Annotated in this window: 20 protein-coding genes; 7 read left to right on the top strand and 13 right to left on the bottom strand. The window is 64.0% G+C overall.

Annotation, left to right across the window (positions count from 1 at the left end; all coding sequences use genetic code 11):
• Window positions 1–334: 334 nt before the first annotated feature.
• Together AC070A_RS03860 and AC070A_RS03855 are read right to left on the bottom strand one after the other, a co-directional pair.
• A complete protein-coding gene (locus AC070A_RS03860; RefSeq protein ID WP_058326531.1) occupies window positions 335–1,162 on the bottom strand; it encodes an anti-sigma factor family protein in 828 nt (275 codons plus the stop codon).
• 3 nt (window positions 1,163–1,165) lie between these two features.
• Window positions 1,166–1,684: an RNA polymerase sigma factor gene (locus tag AC070A_RS03855; RefSeq protein WP_057253076.1), complete on the bottom strand. Its 519-nt coding sequence runs from the start codon at window positions 1,682–1,684 to the stop codon at window positions 1,166–1,168.
• Window positions 1,685–2,059: 375 nt separating this feature from the next.
• Between AC070A_RS03855 and AC070A_RS03850 the strand changes: the two genes are divergently transcribed.
• Window positions 2,060–2,917 (top strand): DUF3313 domain-containing protein, encoded by an 858-nt coding sequence (locus tag AC070A_RS03850; protein WP_162261317.1) that lies wholly within the window; start codon window positions 2,060–2,062, stop codon window positions 2,915–2,917.
• A gap of 88 nt (window positions 2,918–3,005) precedes the next feature.
• Here the strand turns inward: AC070A_RS03850 and AC070A_RS03845 are convergent, their stop codons facing one another.
• Window positions 3,006–3,557, bottom strand: coding sequence for a tetratricopeptide repeat protein (locus AC070A_RS03845; protein WP_162770943.1), 552 nt, complete (start codon window positions 3,555–3,557; stop codon window positions 3,006–3,008).
• A 236-nt stretch (window positions 3,558–3,793) separates the two neighbouring features.
• Window positions 3,794–4,696: a metallophosphoesterase family protein gene (locus AC070A_RS03840; protein WP_057253082.1), complete on the bottom strand. Its 903-nt coding sequence runs from the start codon at window positions 4,694–4,696 to the stop codon at window positions 3,794–3,796.
• Window positions 4,697–4,766: 70 nt separating this feature from the next.
• Here AC070A_RS03840 and AC070A_RS03835 point away from each other — a divergent pair, with 70 nt between their 5' ends.
• Window positions 4,767–5,276 (top strand): NUDIX domain-containing protein, encoded by a 510-nt coding sequence (locus AC070A_RS03835; RefSeq protein WP_113737066.1) that lies wholly within the window; start codon window positions 4,767–4,769, stop codon window positions 5,274–5,276.
• 28 nt (window positions 5,277–5,304) lie between these two features.
• On the opposite strand, the gene AC070A_RS03830 is transcribed toward AC070A_RS03835, so the two are convergent.
• Complete coding sequence (locus AC070A_RS03830; protein WP_113737067.1) at window positions 5,305–6,282, bottom strand: glutathione S-transferase family protein; 978 nt, start codon at window positions 6,280–6,282, stop codon at window positions 5,305–5,307.
• 259 nt (window positions 6,283–6,541) lie between these two features.
• Between AC070A_RS03830 and AC070A_RS03825 the strand changes: the two genes are divergently transcribed.
• Entirely contained in the window at window positions 6,542–7,087 is a 546-nt protein-coding gene (locus tag AC070A_RS03825) for a GNAT family N-acetyltransferase (protein WP_058326534.1), read from the top strand.
• Window positions 7,088–7,129: 42 nt separating this feature from the next.
• On the opposite strand, the gene AC070A_RS03820 is transcribed toward AC070A_RS03825, so the two are convergent.
• From AC070A_RS03820 to AC070A_RS03795, 6 genes are read right to left on the bottom strand one after another with little or no spacing between them, the layout of a single operon-like run.
• Window positions 7,130–7,552: a GNAT family N-acetyltransferase gene (locus AC070A_RS03820; RefSeq protein WP_058326535.1), complete on the bottom strand. Its 423-nt coding sequence runs from the start codon at window positions 7,550–7,552 to the stop codon at window positions 7,130–7,132.
• A 10-nt stretch (window positions 7,553–7,562) separates the two neighbouring features.
• A complete protein-coding gene (locus AC070A_RS03815) occupies window positions 7,563–8,036 on the bottom strand; it encodes a GNAT family N-acetyltransferase (protein ID WP_162770944.1) in 474 nt (157 codons plus the stop codon).
• On the bottom strand, window positions 8,033–10,102 hold the full coding sequence (locus AC070A_RS03810; protein WP_113737068.1) for a hypothetical protein: 2,070 nt from the start codon (window positions 10,100–10,102) through the stop codon (window positions 8,033–8,035). The genes AC070A_RS03815 and AC070A_RS03810 overlap by 4 nt, the downstream gene beginning before the upstream one ends.
• A 10-nt stretch (window positions 10,103–10,112) precedes the next feature.
• Window positions 10,113–12,938 carry a DUF4159 domain-containing protein gene (locus AC070A_RS03805; RefSeq protein ID WP_113737069.1) on the bottom strand — a complete coding sequence of 942 codons (2,826 nt, stop codon included), beginning with the start codon at window positions 12,936–12,938 and terminating at the stop codon, window positions 10,113–10,115.
• On the bottom strand, window positions 12,935–13,855 hold the full coding sequence (locus tag AC070A_RS03800) for a DUF58 domain-containing protein (protein ID WP_058326538.1): 921 nt from the start codon (window positions 13,853–13,855) through the stop codon (window positions 12,935–12,937). The genes AC070A_RS03805 and AC070A_RS03800 overlap by 4 nt, the downstream gene beginning before the upstream one ends.
• Before the next feature lie 3 nt (window positions 13,856–13,858).
• A complete protein-coding gene (locus AC070A_RS03795; protein WP_057253096.1) occupies window positions 13,859–14,872 on the bottom strand; it encodes an AAA family ATPase in 1,014 nt (337 codons plus the stop codon).
• A 171-nt stretch (window positions 14,873–15,043) separates the two neighbouring features.
• On the opposite strand from AC070A_RS03795, the gene AC070A_RS03790 reads away from it, so the two are divergent.
• From AC070A_RS03790 to AC070A_RS03780, 3 genes are read left to right on the top strand one after another with little or no spacing between them, the layout of a single operon-like run.
• The gene (locus AC070A_RS03790) at window positions 15,044–15,667 is read left to right on the top strand and encodes a DUF1285 domain-containing protein (protein WP_113511309.1); all 624 of its coding nucleotides are present in this window, start codon (window positions 15,044–15,046) and stop codon (window positions 15,665–15,667) included.
• Window positions 15,664–16,296, top strand: coding sequence for a CoA pyrophosphatase (locus AC070A_RS03785; RefSeq protein ID WP_058321137.1), 633 nt, complete (start codon window positions 15,664–15,666; stop codon window positions 16,294–16,296). Before AC070A_RS03790 ends, AC070A_RS03785 begins: the two co-directional genes overlap by 4 nt.
• Window positions 16,293–17,552, top strand: coding sequence for a CCA tRNA nucleotidyltransferase (locus AC070A_RS03780; RefSeq protein WP_058321136.1), 1,260 nt, complete (start codon window positions 16,293–16,295; stop codon window positions 17,550–17,552). The genes AC070A_RS03785 and AC070A_RS03780 overlap by 4 nt, the downstream gene beginning before the upstream one ends.
• Before the next feature lie 75 nt (window positions 17,553–17,627).
• Here AC070A_RS03780 and AC070A_RS03775 read toward each other — a convergent pair whose 3' ends face one another.
• Window positions 17,628–17,813: a DUF1059 domain-containing protein gene (locus tag AC070A_RS03775; RefSeq protein ID WP_057253104.1), complete on the bottom strand. Its 186-nt coding sequence runs from the start codon at window positions 17,811–17,813 to the stop codon at window positions 17,628–17,630.
• A gap of 195 nt (window positions 17,814–18,008) precedes the next feature.
• Between AC070A_RS03775 and AC070A_RS03770 the strand changes: the two genes are divergently transcribed.
• Window positions 18,009–18,551: an adenine phosphoribosyltransferase gene (locus AC070A_RS03770; RefSeq protein ID WP_057253106.1), complete on the top strand. Its 543-nt coding sequence runs from the start codon at window positions 18,009–18,011 to the stop codon at window positions 18,549–18,551.
• Between the two features lie 72 nt (window positions 18,552–18,623).
• Here AC070A_RS03770 and AC070A_RS03765 read toward each other — a convergent pair whose 3' ends face one another.
• Window positions 18,624–18,836 carry a hypothetical protein gene (locus tag AC070A_RS03765; RefSeq protein WP_057253108.1) on the bottom strand — a complete coding sequence of 71 codons (213 nt, stop codon included), beginning with the start codon at window positions 18,834–18,836 and terminating at the stop codon, window positions 18,624–18,626.
• Between the last annotated feature and the right edge of the window lie 118 nt (window positions 18,837–18,954).

Here is an 18,954-nt window from a genome sequence, read left to right as displayed (position 1 = left end):
CAGAGATAGAGGTAAAGTATTGCAATGTCAACCTTTGGTTTTTTCTTGCTGATTTTTGCCAATTTTGCGGGAGCTGTGACGCTGCAATTCGGACTCAATATTTGGCCATCGCGGTAGTGTATTTTGCGACGTGGTCGCAGGTGTAACCGTTTGGTTGCCTACACAAATTTCTGCTTGCTCCAAATATGGGCGCAGGAATTATGCTTTCTGCCGACCGCGGCCGATGTCTGCTTTTCATGGCAGCGAAATCCCCCTTGGCAACTGGTGTTGCCAAGGGGGCGGCTCCAGAATTTTCGTGTTGGTTGCGGCAAAGCCAAGCTTTGAAGGCGTGAACTCAGATCGTCGCGGCGGCGGCCTCGGCGATATCCTGCATCCCGACATGGGCGGAAGGGCCGACGAGCACGAAGGAGGCGCCACCTCTCTGCCAGGAGACCATGCCGAGATCATCGCGGATGCTCTCGTCAAAATCGTTCGACTGCGGGCCGGTGGTATTCTTGAGGAAGCAGATCGCGAAGATCTCGCCCTCAGTGCTGCGGTAAACGAGCTGTGCCACGGGTTTGCCGTTCGCCACCAGCAGGCGGGCGCCTGCGAAGGTCAGGCCCTTGCCGCCAAGCTGCGGAATCTTGAAGGGAACGCCGACGCTGGACGCAAGCCAGGTCTCGATCTTGGGAGCCTCGGAGGCGGGAACCTCGACGAGATGCTCTTTCTGGCGCGAATAGATGCGGTGGTAGTCGGCGATATCGTCCAGCCAGCCGCGCGCCGCTGCCACTTCGGCCGGTTCGCCCACATTGTTTGCCGTGCCGATGACGAAGCCGGCCGAACCGCCGAGCAGCATCAGTGCAACCGATGCGGCAAGCACGCGCGGCCAGATGCGCACGTTTCTGACGTTGGCGGCTGTCGCCGTCACGCGTTCGGTTTTGGGGCTGACACCGGGACCCTGCTTGATCTGTCGCACCAGGGCCAGCGGCACGGGATCGTGCAGAAAATCCTCAAAAGCCGTATCGCCGAAGCTGCTGCCGGCTTTCAGCTTTTCGAACAAAGCCTTGGCGTCGTCGTCGCGGGCGAGAAGCGCGTCGAGTTCATTTCGTTCCGCTTCGCCGATCTCGCCGTCGATATAGGCGGATAGGCGAACTTCGAGTGCGTGACCCTTTGTCTGTTGCAACGGTCAGGCCCTCCTTTCGGTATTCTCGGAGATCATGGCGGCAAGCCTGAGGCGCGCCGTCGACAGCCTGCTCATGACAGTGCCGATCGGAATGCCGAGGATGTCGGCCGTCTCGCGGTAGCTATGGCCTTCGACGTTGACCAGCAGGAACACGCTCGCCAGGCCTTCGGGCATCGACAGGATCATCTTCTGCAATTGGTTGGCGTAGACGGCCTTTTCGGCCGAAGCCTCGATGCTGAGCTCGTCCTGGCCGAGCGCATCGACCGTGCCGCTGCCGGCGCGGACCTTGCGCTTGCGAATCTCGTCGACCCAGAGGTTGCGCGTCATCGCATAGACCCAGCTTTCCAGCCGGCCTTCTCCGTTCCACAGGTGGCTGCGCGTGATCGCGCGCTCGCAGGCTTCCTGGACCAGGTCGTCGGCATCATTGGCGTTGCGCGTCAGCGTCATCGCGAACCGACGCAATTTGGGCAGGAGACTGACCAAGTCGCGTCTGAAGTCCTTCGTTTCTGCCGCTGGACGCATTGCTCTTCCAAATGAAACGTGCCGGATCGTGCATTTATTCGCGGTGCGAGGCACGAGCCGGATGATATGAAACATTTGCCCCTTAGTCTGCAAGGGAAGTGCCGGAACGGGAAGCAAATTCTGCTGCTTCATAGCGTCTTTTCCCAAAAAGCTTTTGCTTGCTGGCGGCCGTTAACCGAGGACTTCGTTACCGTAAACTGCACCCGTGCCCCGAGATCGCGTCAAAGTTCGGCCCGAATCTGGCCGGACCTCATCGCACAACTGCAAGTCGATGTCGGGGACACGCCAATGAACACACAGCATCGTAGCAAGAGAATGAATGCCGCCCGGATCGGGGGCGGCCGATGGGGCCGAGCCCAGCTTCGACGAGGAGCCATGGCTATGCGCATTGGTGCGGTGGTTCCGCTGCTTGCGGGGCTTGCCGCATGCCAGAGCGCTCAGGTCATGGAAACCGGATCGCTATCGTCCTACAAGGATTTCGTCGCCAGCGACGGGATGGTGACCAAGACGAAGTATCGGGTGGATGCCGCCTCGACCAAGAACGTGAAGACGGTGCACGTGATCCCGACGACCTTCGCTTCCAATGCCGATCTCGACAAGCTTGGAGATCCGCAGAAGAAACTGGTGGCGACGGCGATCGACCGGTCGCTCTGCGAAGCACTGAGTGCGCAATTCGATATCGTGCCGATATCGAAGCCGGCGGATATGGCCGTGCGCTCCGTGATCAGCAAGGTCAAATCGACAAATGCCGTTGTTGCGGGCGTGTCGACCGTCACCTCGGCGGTCGCTCCCGTTCCGGTTCCGCGCATTCCGATCGGTCTCGGAAGTCTCGCAGTCGAGGCGGAGGCTTTCGACGCGCGGGGCAAGCAGATCGCCGGGCTGACATGGGCGCGCGGTGCCAACATCCTCACCAATGGTTCCCGCGCATCGACGGCTGCCGACGCCTTTGAGCTTGCCGGAGATTTTTCAGGCGATTTCAGTGCGTTGCTGGAAAAATCGGGTGACCCGATGAAATCCGACTTCGAACTGCCTTCGATGAAGAACGTCAAGAACAGCGTCGCCTATGCGGTGACCGGCAAACCCTCCGATCCCGATTGTGCTGTTTTCGGCAAAGGATCCGGTCTCGGCGGCATCGCTGGCGGCGCGCTCGGTCTGCCGCCGGAATGGTCGGAGAAGAAGAACGAGAGCGCGCCCATTGCAAGCGGCAGCAGCGGGGGCGCAAAGAAGGGCTAGATGCTGGCGCGTCTCTTGCGCGCTCGGCGCTCTGTCGTTTGGCGCTGCGATCGAGGCGGCGCCGGGCGCCGTCCGTGCTCCCGTCGGGTCAGTACTGGCGGACGCCGCCAAGCGACTGCAACAGTGCGCGGTAGGCCCAGGTGTTTTCGCCGCCGCGATCGCGGATCTCGACGAGCTGCACGCGTGCTTCCTCGACGTGTCCCTGTTCGATCAGCGCCTGGCCCATGTAGGAGCGCGCGAGAATGTAGTTCTCGTCGGCCTGGAGCGCGCGCTTGTAGTACTGCATGCCGAGTTCCATGCGGCCGGCCTTGCGGTTGGCATAGCCGAGATAGTTGAGAACGCGGGCGCTCTTCTGGTCCTTGACCGCGCCCAGCACCTTGATGGAATTTTCATACTGGCCGGCATAGGCGAGCTCGCGGGCAGCCTGGAACAGGATATCGTCGCTGAGGTCGCTTTTCTTGGCGTTGACGCAGGCATTCTTCTTTGCGTCCCACACCTTGCCATCCGTGCATTCGCTGGTCGTCTTGGTCTTCTTGGGCGGTTCGCTGGTGTCTTCGCCGGCTGCCATCACGGCCTGCGCCATGAAGCTGGTTGCGCCGGCCACAATCAGGGCGCCAAGCAGGCTCTTCCGGTACATCATGCCATCTCCCGTTCCTTGCGCATGCCCTCGAAAGCCCGCGCGTCGTTTCAAAATGATCGCGTGTCCTTGACGCTCCGAAAGGAGGTGAGCCGCCGTCGGGCGGCTTCAGCGGCGAAGCATGCCAGAAGACAGTGCACACCACCAGCAGGCGGCGCACGACTGGGGTATGACGCATGAATGCGGGAAATTATTCGCCGGGCGATGAATATTCTGCGAAGTGGGCCCGCCTGACGACTTCAGAAACGCGTCGTTTCGGCGAGTGTCACCGTCGTTGCGTCACCGTTCAGCGCATAGCGTTCGCGCGTCAGCTGCCAATTGCCCGGCTCGCCGGTGATGGTGAAGAGGTTATACGCTGCTGGCGGCTTGTGGCCGCCCGGGCCTTGCGAGGCCGAGGCGATGCCAACGACCGGGACCGGTGCATTCTGGCCCTTCAGCCAGTAGACGGTGTTGAGATGGGTGTGGCCATGGATCACGAGCTCCGCACCGCCCGAGGAAATCGTCGCGGCGAAACGGCGGATGCCGATCATGCGCTTGTGCATCGAGGCCGCGCCGCGGATCGGCGGGTGGTGGATCATGACGATGCGAAAGAGGCCCGCTTCGCCGGCGGCCCGCAGCATGTTGACGGTCGCGCGTGCCTGCCGCTGGCCGAAATAGCCGCTTGCGGCAAAGGGGGGCGTTGCGACAGCGGTCGAGCAGCCGATCAGCGCGACCGGTCCGCGCACCCGCATATAGGGAAAGCAACGGTGCCGGTCGTGCCAATGAGCCGGCGCATCGTCGCCCCGCATGTAGGGATACCAGGCACGGGTGGTCTTTTCGTAGGCGCCCGGCACATAGGCGTCATGGTTGCCCGGAACGATGGAAATGTTCTCCGGCTTGCCGGCATCCGTCAGCCATTCGGTCACTGCCTTGATCTCAAGCGAAGACGCGAGGTTCACGAGATCGCCTGTCATCGCCAGATGGTCAGGATCCTTCTTCTCGATATCCGCCAGCAGGGTGTCGAGCGTGCCGGTAAAGAGATGCCGGCTGCGGTTGCGGTGCCAGTTGACGAAACCGGTGATGCGCTTCGACGCGAGCTCCCTTAAGGACAATTCGGGCAGGGGCCCGAGATGGACATCGGAGATATGGGCAAGTTTGAACATCGCCCCCGTCTAGCGCATATTCCGGCCGAGGGGAATCAGGTCGCCCGATGAATCGCGTGCGGCCGAAAACATGGGAAGGACGGGACGACTGAACGAGCAACGGCCACCGGAGATGCGGCGCTGGTATCTCCGGCTCCTGATGTGGCTCGCGCATGGCTATTACGCCCTTGCGCGCGGCATGACGATCGGCGTGCGCGCTGCCTGTTTCGATGACGAGGGCCGGGTTTTTCTCGTGCGCCATTCCTATCTGCCGGGCTGGCACCTGCCGGGTGGGGGGCTCGATCGCGACGAAGCCTCGATCAACGGGTTGCTCAGGGAGCTGCGCGAAGAGGGAAACCTGGAGGCAACGGCGCCGCCGGTGCTCATCCAGGTCTACTACAACAGGCGCACGAGCCGCCGCGACCATGTCGTCTTCTACCGCTGCGACGGTGTCAGGCAGACCGCGCCGAAGACGCCGGATCTGGAGATCGCCGCAAGCGGCTTCTTCGCGCTCGATGCGCTGCCGGAGGATACCACGCCGGCGACGCGTCGCCGGCTTGCGGAACTCGCCGGCAGCGCTGCCTTCGACATTCACTGGTAGAGGCGGTCCAGCCGCTCGAACAATCGGTCTACAGCCTCTCGCGTCCGTGCGGGGAGGTGAGGTCGAGCACCGGACCCACTGGCACGACGCCGGTCGGGTTGATGGTCGTGTGGCTGCGGTAGTAGTGCTCCTTGATGTGGCGCATATCGACGGTCTCGGCCACGCCCGGGACCTGGTAAAGCTCCCGGAGGTAACCTTGCAGGTTCGGATAGTCGGCGATCCGGCGGATGTTGCACTTGAAGTGGCCGACATAGACCGGATCGAAACGCACCAGCGTGGTGAACAGGCGCCAGTCGGCCTCGGTGAGGCGGCTGCCGGTCAGATAGCGATGCGACACGAGGCGTTCTTCCAGCTTGTCGAGCCGGGAAAAGAGCGCGGTGACGCTCTCCTCGTAGGCGGCCTGCGTGGTGGCAAAGCCCGCCTTGTAAACCCCGTTGTTGACGTCGTTGTAGACGTCGGCATTCAACCCATCGATTTCGGCGCGCAGTTCTTCCGGGTAGAAGTCGGTCGTCGAGCCGGTCAGCCCGTCGAAGGCGGAATTGAACATGCGGATGATCTCGGAGGATTCGTTCGAGACGATGGTGTTTTGCTGCTTGTCCCAGAGGACGGGCACGGTCACGCGGCCGGAATAGTGGGCATCGGCGCGGGTGTAGATCTGCCACAGCGCCTTCGATCCGAAGAGATGGTCGCCGGTACCGATGCCGCCATCCTTGAACTCCCAGCCCTGGGCAAGCATCAGCGGATCGACGACTGAAACCGAGATGAGGTCCTCCAGCTTCTTCAGCTTGCGGAAGATCAGCGTGCGGTGCGCCCAGGGGCAGGCGAGCGAGACATAGAGATGATAGCGGCCGGCCTCCGCCTTGAAGCCGCCGTCGCCGCTCGGGCCCGCGGACCCGTCTGCCGTCACCCAGTTGCGAAACTGCGAAGCGCTGCGCTTGAAATGGCCGTTCGTTGCCACGGTATCGTACCAGACGTCCTGCCAGACGCCGTCCACCAACCTGCCCATATTGAAATCTCCTTCGTGATCCTTGCGCTCATAGATAGCGCTTCCAGCGGCGTCCGATAGATGGCGAAATCCGAACAGTGCGTTTTAGACTTTGACAGCGGGCATTTTTCTGATATCGGCGATCTCACAACTTTTTTCGTGTTGGAAGAAACCGCACTGATGATGTTCTCGGGAAACCTGCGACGACGCTGATGCTGCCAACGCCCGGTTTGGGCGAAGCCATCCCTATGTCTGTTCGCATGCCTGGTTTCTCGATCCCATGAAAAAGCACGATCTCGTCTACCTGACCGAAGACGCGTCCCATGACGCAGCCATCGAAATCATCAATGAAGAAGCCTTCGGCCCCGGCCGGTTTGCCCGGGCGGCCGCGCGCATCCGCGAGCAAGGGCCGCATGATCGGTCGCTGTCCTTCATCTGTGCCGACAACGGCGAGACCATCGCTTCGGTCAGGATGACGCCTGTGTTTGCGGGCACTGTCAGAGGCCATCTGCTCGGGCCGCTCGCTGTCCGGCCGTCGCACAAGAACATGGGTATCGGCCGGGAGCTGGTGCGCATCGCGGTCGAGGCGGCGCGGCGGCAGGGTTCGGAGGCGGTGATCCTCGTCGGTGACCCGCCCTATTATCAGCCGCTCGGTTTCGAGAAGGTGCGCTACGGTGCGCTCGAATTTCCGGGACCGGTCGATCCCGCCCGGGTGCTCGTCGTGCCGATGGCCGAGGGCGTGCATGCCGGCCTTGCCGGTATCATCGGCTGGCGGGACGATGCGGCGGCGTCCGCCGTGCCGCTCGAGCTGCAGCTCGCGGTCTGAGGCTAGAGCGTCCTTTGTGCGTTCAATTGAACGCACCGCGCTCTAGCCGGAGACGAGCGATTTCTTCAGGAAGACCCGGGTGCGGCCGATCGGGAAATCCGGCAATTCGCCGAAGGCCCGGTAACCCTGGCGTTCGTAGGCGCGCCGGGCCTGCGGGTTGAAGGTGTCGATCCAGGCACTGTGGCAGCCGCGGCGTCGCGCTTCGTCTTCCGCCGCCTGAAGCAGCTTGCCGGCAAGGCCCCGCCCACGAAGATCCTCCGGCAGCCACAGCCATTGCACGAAGAGCCAGCCCCAGCCGGTGTAGCCGTTCAAGCCGCCGCGTTGCCCCTTCGCCTCGGGACCGCCGACGAGCACGGCGAGCGGTCGCCGCTCCGACGGGCCGACATCGGCAGCATTGAAGGCTGTGAGGCCATTGCCGATCGCTTCCAGCGCCTCGGTCGGAGGCGCGTCCGTTACCTCGAACATCGAAAACCTTTCAGGTGCGGCGCATGCTGAAGACGTCGAGGCGATCCTCGCCCACGTCCTGTTCATCGAGCCGCCAGCCGAGGCGCTCGTAGAAGGCGCGCTTGCCAGGAAGGGCGCAGAGATGCACGGCCTCCGCGCCGGAATCGAGCGCCGCACGGGCGGCCTTCAGCACGATGTCGCCGCCGATGCCGGTGCCGCGGAACGGCGGGTCGACCCAGACGGCCGCCACCCAGGGGGTGAGATCCGGTCGCTCCTCGAGGTCCGAAGCAATTACCGAGGCGGTGCCGACGAAGCGATCCCCGTCATGCGCCACCAGGCAAAGGGATTCTGCGTCTTCGGCGAGGCTCGCCTGGAGCAGGCCGGTAATATGGCTCAGAGGAAACCCCTGCTGTTCCCACCAGGCGCGCCAGATGCGATCGGCCACGGCATCGAAGAAATGCGGTGTGTCGCGAAGGTTGCTGACGACGACGGTCCGTTCGGTCATCGTCCCTCGCGATACCAGGTGGCGGAGATCAGGAAGAGCAGTGCCGCAAGCCCGAGGAGGCCCGTAAACAGCGGCAGCGAGTTGATGCCCTTCAGCACGGTTTCGTCGGTCATGCGGATCGAGAGGCGCTGGTCGTCGGCCGAACGTATCGAGCCCCTGACCGGCAGGACCGTGGGCAGATCGAGCGGCCCGTCGGCGCTTGCGAGACGCCGCACCAGTCCCTTGGTCTTCTCCGCCCACGGGCGCAACTTGTCCTCGGTCGAGATCGCCGCCTTGAACTCGGGCGCATTGGGATCGCCGACATGGGCAAGGGCCGTGAGTTCACCATTGGCCATCTCGAACAGACCGGTCTCGGTCGTGGCGAGTTCTGCCGAATAGAGACCCGGCTGGCGCTCCGTCAACTTCACGTCCTGCTTTTGACCCGAGGGTGAGACGAGCGAAACGGGACCCGGGTCGCCGTCGATCGTCTGACGGGTGATTTCCAGCGTGCGGCCCCGGGCGCGTGCCGTCAGCGCCTCTTCCTCGAGCGAGGGCTCCTGCATCAACCAATGGGCGGTGCGGCGATAGAGCGAGACATGCGGACCGCCGCCTTCAAAGCCGCGGGCCCAAAGCCAACCCTGGTCGGAGAGCAGCATGGCGACGCGGCCCTTGCCGACGCGGTTGAGCACGAGCAGCGGCTTGCCGTCGGCCGCTTCCATCACCGTATTGCCCTCAGGCCTGTCGACATCGACCGTGCGGAACCAACGGCCCCAGTGCGGCGGCTCGCTGTCGGAGCCTTCGAGGCCGCGGGTTACCGGATGTTTCTTCCCTTCCTCCGACAGGCGGGGGAAGAAGGCCTTCTCGTTCATCACACCCGTGGGTGCGGCCGGCAGCACGGCCGAGAGCGGCGTTGCGGCGATCGAATCGTCGCCGGCGTGTTCCGGCCCGGCGGCAATCAGAAGCGCGCCGCCGTTCTCCACATATTGCGCGATGTTGTCGTAGTAGAGGATCGGCAGCAGGCCACGATGCTGGTAGCGATCGAGGATGATCAGGTCGAACTCGTTGATCTTGTCGACGAACAGTTCACGCGTCGGGAACGCGATCAGCGACAGTTCGTTGATCGGCGTACCATCCTGCTTTTCCTGCGGGCGCAGAATGGTGAAGTGCACGAGATCGACCGCGGCGTCGGATTTCAGGAGATTACGCCAGGCACGCTCACCGGCATGAGGCTCGCCGGACACAAGCAGCACGCGCAGATTTTCGCGAATGCCGTCGAGCACGTGAACCGCACGGTTGTTGGTCGTGGTCACTTCGCCCGGAACCGCATCCACCGCAAATTCGAGCACGTTGTTGCCGCCGCGCGTAACCTTGAAGCTGAAGGGAACGTCGGTGCCCGGCTCGGCCCGTTCCCGGGCGATTTCGTTGCCGTTGAGGCGGATGCTGACTTCCGCGGTCCCGCCGGGCGCGGCGCCGTCGTCGACAACCCGGAACGAGAGCTTCTGCTCTTCGCCGACGATGCCGAAACGCGGCGGGTTGATGAGCTCGACGCGCCGGTCGAACTCATCAGGCTTGCCGGTGATCAGGCCATGAACCGGGGCGTCGAAACCCAGTTTGCGGCTGACGTCGGGCACGTCGTGGATCTGGCCATCGGTCACAAAGATGGCGCCGCCGATGCGCGCTGGCGGAACATCGGAGAGCGCTGTCGTAAGTGTGGTGAAGAGGTTGGTCGCCGGCGAGACGCTCGCCGGATCGGACCTGGCCTCGACGATGCGCGGCTCGATGAGCGGTATCGCCGCCAGCCGCGCCTTCAGGCCCTCGACCGCACGATCGGTCTGCTCGGTGCGGTCGCCATTCTGCTGGCTCTGGCTGCGGTCAACCACGATCGCGACGATCGTCGAGAGCGGGTCACGCAGTTCGACGAAGATGGAAGGATTGGCGATCGCCAGGGCGAGTGCGGCCAAGGCGAGGGCGCGCAGCCAGGCGCCGCGTATCTTTCGCCATAGGCCGTAGCCGATGAACAGCGCCGCGACGACCAGAAGCGGCACGAAGAACATCAGTGGAAGCAGCGGAGCAAAACCATAAGTCATCGATCAGCCCTCACTGCCCAAGCCTCTGGAGGAGGTCCGGCACATGAACCTGATCGGACTTGTAGTTGCCGGTCAGCATGTACATCATGATGTTGACGCCCGCCCGATAGGCATATTCGCGCTGCATTTCGTCCGGCGGTACCGTCGGCAGAAGCGGCGCGCCGTTGGCGTCGACAGCCCAGGCGCCGGCAAAGTCGTTGCCGGTGATCATGATCGGCGTGACGCCATCGCCGCCGCGCACCGGTCGGTTGCTCTGCTCCTCGGCGTCATGGGGGGCGGCTTCCACCCACAACTGGCTCTCGGTGTAACGCCCGGGAAAATTCGAAAGCAGGTAGAAGGCCTTTGTGAGCACGTGGTCGGAGGGCACCGGTTCCAGCGGCGGAATGTCGAGGCCGTTCAGCATCTCCTGCAGGCGCTGCACATTGGGGCTGTCGCCCGCCGCCGAAGGCGTGAGCGAGGAGAACTGGTCGCGCGTGTCGAAGAGCACGGTCCCGCCATTGCGCATATAGGCGTCGATCCGGCTCATCACTCTGCTGCTCGGCATCGGCGCCGTGGCGGATACCGGCCAATAGATGATCGGGTAGAACGCCAGCTCGTCCTGTTCCAGATCGACGCCAACGGGGGCGCCCGGTTCCAGAGCCGTGCGATAGGTCAGGTAGTTGCTGAGGCCGAGCAGGCCCTGTTCCGACAATCGATCGACCTCGGCCTCGCCGGTGATGACATAGGCGAGGTGGGTCGTGTCGAGGCGTTGCAGTGTCTGCGCGTCGCTTGGCTGGCTATCTTGCGCGTGAACAATCGTGGGTGCCAGGGCAGCAAGACCAAGGGTGGCAAGGCCAAGGGTTGCAAGCACGGCTGCCGTGGCGGCGCCACCGGCAGCGCGGCGGCGCAATCCTGAGAGGCCGCCCACCATATAAAGCACGATCAACGTGTCGATCAGGAAAAGCATCAGCGCGAGCCCGAAGAGATAGGGCCGGATCGAGAATGGGCGCACGCCTTCCAGCCCTTCCGCGCGTTCGCTGACGAGGTTGCCTCTGATCGGAGCGATGCTGCCGCCGTCGGGGAGAAGATTGTTGGCAACGAAACCCTCTTCCGAGCCGTAGAGGCCGGGCGGTGTGTCTGCGGAAACAATCGGCGCAACTCCGGGGGCGATCTCAAGCGGCCGGGCGCTGCCCGTCTCGGTGGTCAGTTCGCCCCTAGCGTTTACCAGGCGATAGGGCGGCAGGGTCTGCGCCTTGCTTGTCTGGTCACCGGCAATGCCGCCGGCACGTGAAAGCTGGATGGACCGGCGCAGCATGTCGACGAAGGAGCCTGAAATCGGCAGGTTCGACCAGCCTGGGTCGGCGCTCACGTGGAAGAGCACGATGCGTCCACGTCCGCGTTCGGCTGTGGTGACCAGCGGCGTGCCATCGGCGAGGTTGGCCCAGGTCCGTTCGGCAAGGTCCGGTGTCGGCTGCGCCAGAACCTGGCGTTTGACAAGGACATCGCGCGGATGCTCGAGACCGGCAAAGGGGCTGGAAGATGGGTAGTCGGCAAGCGGCTGCGGCTCTGACCAGGAGAGCGCGCCGTCGAGGGACCGTTCGCCCTGCCTGAGCATGACGGGGACGAGCGGGTCGTCGGCAGGCGCACCGGCCAGCCTCGGGCCGGCAAAGCGAACGAGCATGCCGCCATTCTCCAGCCAGCGCGTCACCAGTGGATAGCTTTCGTCCGGCAGCCGGCCGACGTCGGCCATGACCAGGATCGACGGATTTTGAGCGAGAAGTTCGGCAATCGCCTTGCCGATCGCTTCCTCTCGCGGCTCGATCAGGTCGGCGTGCGGTTCGAGCGCCCGCTTGATGTAATAGAGCGGTGAAAGCAGCGGCTGCGACTGATGCACCTCGCCGCTCAGCAAGGCCACGCGACGACGGCGATTGCCATCGTCGAGCAGGTGGATGCCGCCGGCTGTCGCCTGGCCCTCGATCGTCAGACGTGCGAAATCGTTGCGCAGCTCGAAGGGGGCCCTCAACAGGGCATTCGCTGCCGTGGCGCCAGAAGCGAAGCGGAGTTCTCCTTCGGCAATGGCGGTGCCGCGCGCGTCGCGGGCAAAGACGTAATAGGCGCGTGGCTCGCCAAGCGGCAGCCGCGATGCCGTGACCCGCATGCCTTCGTTTTCGTTGGTCGCGGACGTCAACGCGATGGCGCTTTCCGCATTGCCTTCGATCCGGCGGACGTTGGCCGCGCCGATCTCCGCGACTTGGCGCATCGTCTGACCGTCCCCAGCCTCGATCCCGTCACTGAGGAACGCAAGCGTGCCAGGCGGCGAGTTCGCGAGGGCGGCTTTCATGGCGGCAAGCGCCCGATCGCGCGCGGCCGGCAGCGGTTGCGGCTGCGCCGCGGCCAGCCGGTCTCGCGCGGTGGTGGCGGAAGCCGGGGTCGCATCGTGCTGTCGATCGGTCGTGAAGACGATCGAAACCGGCAGATCCTTCGCCTCCGCATCGTCGATGAGCGCATTGGCGGCCTCGACCCGCCGATCCCAATCGGAGACCGTCGCCCAGCTGTTGTCGATGACGAGCGCCAGCGGGCCAGCGGAGGAAAGCGTGTTCTGCCGCGGGTTGAACACCGGATCGGCGATCGCCAGGATCACCGCCGCGGCCATCAGCATGCGCAGCAGCGTCAGCCACCAGGGGCTTTGCGCCGGGGTTTCCTCGCGCTTCATCACGGACGCCAGGATGCGCAGCGGCGGGAAGACTTCGGCCGCGGGCCTTGGCGGCGTCATGCGCAGCAGCCACCAGATGACGGGCAGGGCAACGAGGGCGGCGAGGATGGCGGGATTGGTGAACAGGAAGGGCAAGCTGCTCATAGCTGGCCCCCGTGCGTCGCGCGTCCCGGCATGCCGGAGAGATAGGTATGCACGGCGACGAGCGCCTCCGAGGCGGGCCGGTCGGTTCTGTGCGGGGTGAAGGTCCAGCCGAGGTGGCGGAGCGTCACGCCCAGGCTGTCGCGGCGGCCGACATAGGCGCGCTGATAGTCCTCGCGCAGCACTTCGGCGCGGCCGGCCGTCAACTTCTCGCCGGTCTCCGGGTCGGTGAATTCGGTGCGGCCGCTATAGGGAAACACCTCTTCCGCAGGGTCGGCGATCTCGACCACATGGCCGCGCAAACCCCGGCGTGCCAGCGGGCCGAGGCGGTCCATGATCTTTTCCGCCGGATCGAGAAAATCGCCGATCAGCACGAGATCGCTGGCGCTGCGGATCATCCCGGTATTGGGGAGGCCTTCCGCAAGCGGGCTCAGCATGATTGCGGTCGCCAGCCGTTCGGCGGCATTGCGGGCCGAGATCGGCTCCATGATGCCGGGGCAGCCGATGCGTTCGCCAGAGCGCGCGAGGATCTCGGCGAGCGCCAGCATCAGCACGAGCGCGCGGCTCTCCTTGGAGACGGCGCCGAGCCTCGACTTGTACATCATCGACGGGGAAAGATCCGCCCACAGCCAGATGGTGTGCGCGGCCTCCCATTCGCGGTCGCGGACATAGGTGTGGTCGTCGCGCGCCGAGCGGCGCCAGTCGATGCGCGACAGGCTCTCGCCGTCGCTGTAGGGCCGGAACTGCCAGAAATTCTCGCCAATGCCGCGCTTGCGCCGGCCATGCCAGCCGGAAATCACGGTATTGGCGATCCGCCGTGCTTCGACCAGGCAATCGGGAACGAGCATGGCGCGCTGTTGCGCGCGGGAAAGTACTTCACCAGCAGGAGTACGCGAGACTATGTGCCCGACGGTGGCCATTCGTCAGCCTCTGGCCTGTTTCACCAGATCGGCGATGACGTCGCGCACGGTCATGCCTTCGGCGCGGGCAGCGAAAGTGAGCGCCATGCGGTGCTGAAGCACGGGCTCGGCAAGCGCCAGGATGTCGTCGATCGACGGCGCCAGGCGCCCGTCGTAAAGCGCGCGGGCGCGGGCGCAGAGCATCAGCGCCTGGCCGGCACGGGGCCCGGGACCCCAAGCAACGTTCTTGTCGGTCGCGGCATTGCCGTTGCCCGGACGGGCGGAGCGCACGAGCGACAGGATCGCGTCGACCACCTTTTCCCCGATCGGCATCTGTCGGATCAGGGCCTGGATCTGCTGCAGCCGCGCTGCATCGATGACCGGGTGAGCGGTTGCTTCGCTGACACCTGTGGTCTCGAGCAGAATCTGCCGCTCGGCCGCAAGGTCGGGATAGCCGACATCGACCTGCATCAGAAAGCGGTCGAGCTGCGCCTCGGGCAGGGGATAGGTGCCCTCCTGCTCCAGCGGGTTCTGGGTGGCAAGCACGTGGAAGGGCGCCGGCAGGTCCTTGCGGGCGCCGGCCACGGTGATGTGATACTCCTGCATCGCCTGCAGCAGCGCCGATTGCGTGCGCGGCGAGGCGCGGTTGATTTCGTCGGCCATCAGCAATTGCGTGAAGATCGGGCCGGGAATGAAGCGGAACGAGCGATGGCCGGCCGCATCCTGGTCCATGACTTCCGAGCCGAGGATGTCGGAGGGCATCAGGTCGGGCGTGAACTGCACGCGGCTGGAATCAAGGCCGAGGACCGTGCCGAGCGTGGCGACGAGCTTCGTCTTGGCAAGACCGGGAACGCCGACGAGCAGGGCATGGCCGCCGGAGAGAACGGCGAGCAGGGTCTGCTCGACAACGCTTTCCTGGCCGAAAATAACCTTGCCGACTTCCGCACGCACCCGGGCGATTTCGCCGAGTGCGCTTTCGGCCGCGGCGACAATCGTCTTCTCGTCGATCGCGTCGGCCGCGCCCTTCATGACAGTCATGGTCGTACTCCCCGGTCGCCCGTTGTTAAACCGAATCGCCCTATACCGGGATTTCAGTTGCCAAATTCCAATTTAGACCCTGCCGGACGGCTGACAAGTCGGCGCCGACGCACTATCTCGTGACATATCAAAGGTCTCGATCTGAAAATCGGGGTCAAACGGGACGGAACAATGGCAGAAGCCGAAATTCAGCAAACCGGCGATGCCGCCGGACTGGCGGCACTGATTGCGCGTGCTGCGGGGCAGACCGGCGAAAAGGCGCGCGGCCTGCCGCCGGTGGACCGCTGGAATCCGCCGTTCTGCGGCGACATCGACATGGAGATCCGCGCCGACGGCACCTGGTTCTATCTCGGCACACCGATCGGCCGGCAGCCCTTGGTCAGGCTGTTTTCCACCGTTTTGCGCAAGGACGAGGATGGGCGCACCTATCTCGTGACCCCTGTGGAAAAGGTCGGCATCCGCATCGTCGATGCGCCGTTCGTGGCCGTCGAAATGAGCATGACCGAGGGAGAACAGGGCCAGGTCCTGACCTTCCGCACCAATGTCGGCGATGTGGTCGAAGCCGGGCCGGAGCATCCGCTGCGCTTCGTCATCCACGGCGAGAACCGGGAGCTGAAACCATATCTGCATGTGCGCGGGCGCCTGGAGGCGCTGGTCTCCCGGCCCGTCATGTACGACATCGTCGAACTCGGTGAGACGCAGCAAGTCGATGGCACCGAGATGTTCTGCGTGCGCTCGGGCGGCGCCGTCTTCCCGATCATGCCGGCGGCAGAGCTGGAAGCGCTGTCGCGATGAACCGGCATCTCTTCTCCGCTGACGAATTCCGTCGACGTGCGCTGACCCAGATGGGCGGACCGGTGGAAACCTCCTGGCGCGACCATGGCGATTTCCTGCTCAATCCGGGCATCGTGCCCTATCTGGAGACGCTGCATCTGAAGGATGCCGCAGTCCTCGTGCCCGTCGTCGACGATGGCGACGATGCCAGCGTCATCCTGACCCAGCGTACGGCGAGCCTGCGCAAGCATTCCGGCCAGGTCGCCTTTCCCGGTGGGGCCGTCGATCCCGAGGACCGGTCCGTCGAAGTGGCGGCACTGCGCGAAGCGCAGGAGGAGATCGGTCTCGATCCGCGCTTCGTCGAGACCATCGGCCGGCTGCCGCATTACATGGCCATGTCCGGTTTTCGCATCACCCCGGTGCTGGCGGTGGTGAAGCCCGGCTTCGAGCTGATCGCCAATCCGGACGAGGTCGAAAGCGTCTTCGAGGTGCCGCTGTCCTTCCTGATGAACCCCAGCAATCACACCCGCGGTCGCGGGCATTGGCAGGGTGAGGAACGGCATTTCTATCGAATGCCCTATGGCGACCACAACATCTGGGGTATCACCGCCGGCATCCTCCGCATGCTTTATGAAAGGCTTTACGCATGACTTCCGTTGCCGGCGAAGGCTGGTTTTCATCGCCCTCTCTCCGCCGTGTTTTCGAGGTCCTGAACGTCGAGGGCGGCGAGGTCCGGGTCGTCGGCGGCGCGGTGCGCAACAGCCTGATGGGTCTGCCGGCCGGCGACATCGACATGGCGACCACCTGGCGTCCGGACGAAGTGTCCGAGCGGGCGAAGGCGGCAGGCATCAAGGTGGTGCCGACAGGCATCGATCATGGCACCGTAACGCTCGTCATCGACGGAACGCCCTATGAAGTCACGACGCTCCGGCGTGACGTTTCGACCGATGGCCGCCGCGCGGAAGTCGCTTTCGGCACCGACTGGAAGGCGGATGCCGAACGGCGGGATTTCACCATCAACGCACTTTACGCGAACGACCGCGGCGACGTGTTCGACGATGTCGGCGGGCTCTCGGACATCGAGACGCGCACGCTGCGTTTCATCGGCGATGCTTCAGAGCGGGTTGCCGAGGACTATCTGCGCATTCTGCGTTTCTTCCGCTTCTTCGCCCACTACGGCAGCGGCAGGCCGGATGCCGAGGGCCTGCGCGCCTGTGCCAGGGCGCGCTCGAAGCTTGCAACGCTTTCGGCCGAGCGGGTCTGGGCCGAAACAAAGAAGTTGCTTTCCGCCGCCGATCCCGGCCGCGCGCTGCTGTGGATGCGCCAAGCCGGTGTGCTCACCGAAATTCTGCCGGAAACGGAAAAATGGGGCATCGACGCGATCCCGGATATCGTTGCCGCCGAGCGCGCCTTTGGCTGGGCACCGGATCCGCTTCTGCGCCTGGCCGCGATCGTACCGCCGGACGAAGAGCGCCTGGAGGCAATGGCGGAGCGTCTGCGTCTGTCGAAAGCGGAAGCTGCCTATTTCAACCGCTGGGCCAAGGCGCCGGCGGTCCCCGCGACCACCGTCGATACGGCCTTCGATCGGTTGCTCTATCGTCATGGCGTGGAGGGGATTGTCATAGGGCTGCGGCTGGCGCTGGCGACGGCACGGCGCAAGTCGGAAGGCGACCCGGCGCTTTTGTCCGAGACCGCGTCACTGCGCCGGCTGCTGGCACGCGCCGAGGCCTGGAAGCGGCCGAGCTTCCCGCTGAATGGCGGCGACGTGCTGAAGGCCGGCGTTGCGGCCGGCCCGCGCGTGGGCGAAATCCTCGGGGAGCTCGAAAATCTCTGGATCGAGCGCAACTTCAGTCTCGACCGGGCAAACCTCATCGCCCGGCTCGAAGCCATGGTGAAGCCGGACTAATCGGACGGCTAGCGCCGCCTTGAGGACGGCTACCCCGCCTTGGCCGGACGGCTTTACGCCGCCTTGGCCGGACGGCTACGCCGCCTTGGATTCGTCGGTGATCCGGGCCTTGATGTTGTCGATCATGTTTTCGCGAATAACCGTCTCGCCGTGCGTTTCGCGCATGTGCTCGACGGCGCGGCGCACGATTTCGGCATCGTTGTCGGCGCGCGTGTGCCATTCGCAACCCGGGACGAGGGAACCGCATTCAAACAGGCGCATGGTGCTTCCTTCCCTGTCTAAAGTTTGATGCGAGAGCGCGGCGCGCCGGTCGGGCGACCGCACGATTAGAGTAGCATCAACCCCCAAGGGCGGCCAATTGTTCCCGCCGACGACGCGAGAAGAAACCGTTATAGACAAAGAGGCCGATGGTGTTATGGGTTTGCGGTAACAAGAGACGCAAAGGCCCTTTTGCCCATGACCACCGTTCAATCGGAACTGATCTCCGCCATCCGGAACATTCCTGATTATCCGAAGCCGGGCGTGATGTTTCGCGATATCACCACGCTGCTCGGCAATCCGCGCGCATTCCGCCGCGCGATCGATGAACTGGTTCATCCCTACGCCGGTACCAAGATCGACAAGATCGCCGGCATCGAAGCGCGCGGTTTCATCCTCGGTGGCGCGATTGCACACCAGCTTTCTTCCGGCTTCGTGCCGATCCGCAAGAAGGGCAAGTTGCCGCACGACACCGTGCGCATCGCCTACAGCCTGGAATACGGCGTCGACGAAATGGAAATGCACAAGGACGCGATCAAGCCGGGCGAGAAGGTGATCCTCGTCGACGATCTGATTGCGACCGGCGGGACGGCGGAAGCGGCCACCAAGCTTCTGAAGCAGATGGGCGCCGATATCGTCGCCGCCTGCTTCGTCATCGATCTCCCCGATCTCGGTGGGCGCAAGAAGCTCGAAGCGCTTGGCGTCAATGTCCGCACGCTGATCGAATTCGAAGGTCACTGATCCTGATGGGCGATAGCGGATCGCGGATCGAAATCCGCGCTGCCGTTCCGCACCGGATCATTTTCGATCGCTTCAGAGGCGATTGATCGTCCGCAACATCAGCTGAACTTCACGCTGTGTGGCGGGTGGCAGTGTCTCTACTTCCTTTTGCCAAAACTGTTCGGCTTCCGGAGGCTCGTCTTCCCAACTTCTGACGGATGTCTCGTTATCGTCGATCACGACACGGCGATGGCCGCCAAGACGCAGATAGGCGTCCGCAAGTTCACAGACATGGGTTTTTTCCATGGCCAACACTCCCGTTTCCTTGATGCAAGGCGGGCATCCCGCACGGGGTAAGTGACAGGCGGCACCGCGCTTTGTCTGGTGCTGATTTTACGCGCAAACCGCGCTGGAATTAAGATGT

Source organism: Ensifer sp. GW101-20A05 (assembly GCF_059424735.1).
Note: the sequence above shows the minus strand (reverse complement) of the source record. Positions and strands in the feature narration are given on the sequence as shown.